Here is a 4592-nt window from a genome sequence, read left to right as displayed (position 1 = left end):
GCGAGTGGAAGGCGTGGCTGACGTTGAGCCGGCGGGTCCTGCGGCCCTGCGCGGCAAGTTCGGCGGCGAGCGCGGTGACGGCGTCCTCGTCGCCGGAGATCACGGTGGCGAGGGGGCCGTTGTCGGCGGCGACGGCCACCCGGCCCTCGTACGCGGCGAGCAGCGGTGTCACCTCCTCCACGGAGGCCCGTACGGAGATCATGGCGCCGCCCTCGGGGAGGTCCGCCATGAGCCGGCCGCGCACGGCGACCAGACGGCAGGCGTCCTCCAGGGTGAGGACGCCGGCGGCGTGCGCGGCGGCGATCTCGCCGACGGAGTGGCCGAGCAGCACGTCGGGCCGTACGTCCAGGCTCTCCAGCAGCCGGTACAGGGCGACCTGCACGGCGAACAGCGCGGCCTGGGTGTGGTCGGTGCGGTCCAGGAGGGCCGCCTCCGGGCTGCCGGGCGCGGCGAACAGGACGTCGCGCAGCGGCGTGTCGAGGTGGGCGTCGAGGTGGGCGCAGACGGCGTCGAAGGCGTCGGCGAACACGTCGTACGTCTCGTACAGGGTGCGGCCGGTCTCGGGGCGCTGGGCGCCCTGGCCGGAGAAGAGGAACGCGGTCCTGCCGCCGCGGGCGCGTCCGGTGGTCAGGCCGGGGTGTTCGCGCCCCTCGGCGAGGGCGGTGAGCGCCTGGGTCAGCGCGTCGGTGTCGTCGGCGCCGGCCACGACGGCCGCCCGGTCCTCCAGGTGGGCGCGGGTGGTGGCCAGGGACAGCGCGAGGTCGGCCGGTTCGGTCCCCGGGTGTGCGGCGAGGTGGTCGAGCAGGCGGCGTGCCTGGTCGCGCAGGGCGGCGGCGCCGCGGGCGGACAGCAGCCACGGCAGGGCCGGGGCGGGCCGGGACGGCGCCTCCTGCCGCGACTGCGGCTCCGGCTGCGGCTCCTGCTGCGGCTCCGACTGCGCGGGGGCGTCCGGCTCCTGGAGGATGACGTGGGCGTTGGTGCCGCTGACGCCGAAGGAGGAGACGCCGGCGCGGCGCGGGGTGCCGCCCGGCTCCCAGGCCTGCTCCTCCTGGAGCAGGCGCACGGCGCCTGAGGACCAGTCGACGTGCGGGGAGGGACGGTCGGCATGCAGGGTGCGCGGCAGGGTGCCGTGCCGCATCGCCATCACCATTTTGATGACGCCGGCGACGCCGGAGGCCGCCTGGGTGTGCCCGATGTTGGACTTCAGCGCCCCCAGCCACAGCGGGCGGTCGTCGGGCCGGTCCTGCCCGTACGTGGCGAGGAGGGCCTGGGCCTCGATGGGGTCGCCGAGGGTGGTGCCGGTGCCGTGCGCCTCGACGGCGTCGACGTCGGCCGGGGAGAGCCCGGCGGAGGCGAGCGCCTGGCGGATGACGCGCTGCTGGGCGGGGCCGCTGGGCGCGGTCAGTCCGTTGGAGGCGCCGTCCTGGTTGACGGCGGTGCCGGCGACGACGGCGAGCACCGTGTGGCCGTTGCGGCGGGCGTCGGAGAGCCGCTCCAGCAGGAGCAGGCCCACGCCCTCGGACCAGCCGGCACCGTCGGCCTCGGCGGAGAACGGCTTGCAGCGGCCGTCGGGCGACAGCGCGCGCTGCCGGCTGAACTCGACGAAGGTGTCGGGCGTGGACATCACGGTGACGCCGCCGGCCAGGGCCACGTCGCACTCCCCCGACCGCAGGGCCTGCGCCGCCAGGTGCAGGGCCACGAGCGAGGAGGAGCAGGCGGTGTCGACGGTGACGGCCGGGCCCTCGAGGCCGAAGGTGTAGGCGATACGGCCGGAGGCGACGCTGCTCGCGCTGCCGGTGGCCAGGTACCCCTCCAGCTCCTCGGGGGCTCGGCGGGCCCTGCCTGCGTAGTCGTGGTAGTTGGAGCCCACGAACACGCCGGCCCGGGCGCCGCGCATCCCCTGCGGATCGATGCCGGCGCGTTCGAACGCCTCCCAGGAGGTTTCCAGCAGCAGCCGGTGCTGCGGGTCGACGGCGACCGCCTCACGCGGTGAGATGCCGAAGAACGCCGGGTCGAACTCGGCGGCGTCGTGCAGGAATCCGCCGTGCCGGGCGTAGGTGTGGCCGATGCGGTCAGGGTCGGGGTCGTACAGGGTCTCGATGTCCCAGCCGCGGTCGCCGGGGAACGGGGTGATGGCGTCGACGCCGTCGGCGACGAGCCGCCACAGTTCCTCGGGCGAGGTGACGCCGCCGGGGAAGCGGCAGGCCATGCCGACGATGACGACGGGGTCGTCGTCCACGGACGCCGTGGGCAGCGCGGCCGCGGCGGCCGGGGCGGGGAGGGTGTCGCCGGCCTGTCCGCCGAACAGCTCGGCGTCCAGGTGGGCGGCGAGGGCGGACGCGGTCGGGTGGTCGAAGGCGAGGGTGACCGGCAGCCGCAGACCGGTGGCCTCGGCGAACCGGTTGCGCAGTTCGACCGCGGTCAGCGAGTCGAACCCGAGGTCGCGGAAGGCGCGGCCCTCCGGGACGGCGTCGGCGTCGGCGTGGCCGAGCACGGCGGCCGCCTCGTCGCGGACCTCCATGAGCAGGGCGGCGCGGCGCTCGGCGGGCGGCAGGGCGGCCAGCCGCTTGACGAGCGGCGGCCCGTCGACGGCGTCGGTCTCCTTCTGCTCCGTCCGGTCGGTGACGGCGGTGACGGCGGTCCGGGGTTCGGGGAGTTCGCGCAGCGCGGCGAAGGCGCGGACCGTGATCAGTTTCCAGTCGACGTCGGCGACGACGACGAACTCCTCGTCCTCGTCGAGCGCCTTCTGCAGGGAGGCGACGGCGAGTTCGGGGTCCATCGGCGGCACGCCGTCGCGGCGCAGCCGCTCGGCGACCTCCTCGCCGACCATGCCGCCGCCGGCCCAGGTGCCCCAGCCGACCGAGGTGGCGGGCAGTCCTTCGGCGCGCCGGCGGGCGGCGAGGGCGTCGAGGTGGGCGTTGGCGGCGGCGTAGCTGCCCTGGCCGGGTCCGCCGAGGGTGCCGGCCATGGAGGAGAACAGGACGAACGCGTTGAGGTCGAGGTGGCGGGTGGCGGCGTCGAGGGCGAGCGCCGCGTCGGCCTTGGGCCGCAGCACGTCGTGCGCCCGCTGCGGGGTGAGGGCGTCGATGAGGCCGTCGTCGATGATGCCCGCGGTGTGGAACACGGCGGTCAGGGTGCCGCCGCCGGGCAGGTCGTCGACGAGCCGCCGAACGGCCTGCGCGTCGGACACGTCGCAGGCGATGACGCTCGCCGGGGTGCCGAGTTCCGCGAGCTCGGCCACGAGGTCGTCGGCGCCGGGGGCTTCGGGACCGCGCCGCGAGACGAGCACCAGGTGCTCGGCGCCGCCGCGGGCCAGCCAGCGGGCGATGTGCCCGCCGATCCCACCGGTGCCGCCGGTGACGAGCACGGTGCCGGACGGCTTCCACACGCCCCCGGGGCGGGGTCCCTCGCCCGCGCGGACCAGCCTGCGGGCGAAGATCCCCGACGGGCGCACGGCGAGGTGGTCCTCCTCCAGCGTGCCGGACAGGGCGGCGGCCAGGCGTCGCGCGGCACGGGCGTCGAACTGCTCGGGCAGGTCGAGAAGCCCGCCCCAGCGCTGCGGGTACTCCAGGGCCGCGATGCGCCCCAGACCCCAGCTCATCGCCTGGAGCGGGCTGAGCAGCGGGTCGCCGCGGCGGACGGTGACGGCGCCGCGCGTGGCGCACCACATGGGCGCCTCCACCTGCGCGTCGCCGAGCGCCTGGAGCAGGGCGGTCATCAGCACCATGCCGGTGGGCAGCACGCCCTCCGGGGACCACGGCGACTCGTCCAGCGCGAGCAGCGAGAGCACCCCGCCGACGACGGTGTCCTCACTGTGCTGCCGCAGGAGGTCGGCCATGCGGTCGCGCTCGGCCTCGGCCTCCCCGGCGACCAGGACGCGTGCCTCGGCCCCGTGCGCGCCGACGGCCTCGACCACGCCCCGTACGAGGGGGTCGTCCTCGTGTCCGGCAGGTACGACGATCAGCCAGGTGTCCCGGAGCACGTCGGCGCGGGCGGGCGGTTCGGCGCAGGGCCGCCAGGTCACCCGGTAGCGCCAGCGGTCGAGGGTCGAGCGGGCGATCCGGTCTCGCCGCCAGGACGACAGGGCCGGCACGACCTCGGCCAGCGAGCGGACGTCGGCGATCCCGAGGTCCTCGGCGAGCGCGTCGACGTCCTGGTTCTCGACGCTGTTCCAGAACGCGTCGTCGAGCAGGTCCGCGCCCTCGGGGACGGTGGGGTCGGCGGCCCGGCGGCCGGCAGTTTCGAGCCAGTAGTGGCGACGCTGGAAGGCGTACGTGGGCAGGTCGACGCGGCGCGGGGACAGCCCCGCGAAGGCGGGCGTCCAGTCGACGGCGACACCACGCGCCCATGCCTCGCCCAGAGACGTGTACAGGCGATCCAGGCCGCCCTCGCCCCGGCGCAGCGACCCTACGACCACGGCGTCGGCACCGGCGGCTTCCACCGTCTCGGCCACCGGCACGGTCAGTACGGGGTGCGGACTCATCTCCAGGAACGCGCCGTGTCCGGACTGCGCCAGCCGACGCACGACCGGCTCCAGCAGAACGGTCTGACGCAGGTTCCGGTACCAGTACCCGGCATCCGTCTCACCGGCG

1 protein-coding gene is annotated in these 4592 nt (G+C 75.9%); it reads right to left on the bottom strand.

Going from position 1 to position 4592, the window contains the following annotated elements; all coding sequences use genetic code 11:
- Positions 1-4592 (bottom strand): SDR family NAD(P)-dependent oxidoreductase (locus tag CCN29_RS28930; RefSeq protein WP_143661398.1); only part of this gene is annotated, 4592 nt, incomplete at both ends.

The organism is Streptomyces pseudogriseolus (assembly GCA_002154585.1).
GTDB classification, from domain to species: Bacteria; Actinomycetota; Actinomycetes; order Streptomycetales; family Streptomycetaceae; genus Streptomyces; species Streptomyces pseudogriseolus.
This window is presented reverse-complemented; position numbering and strand designations above follow the sequence as displayed.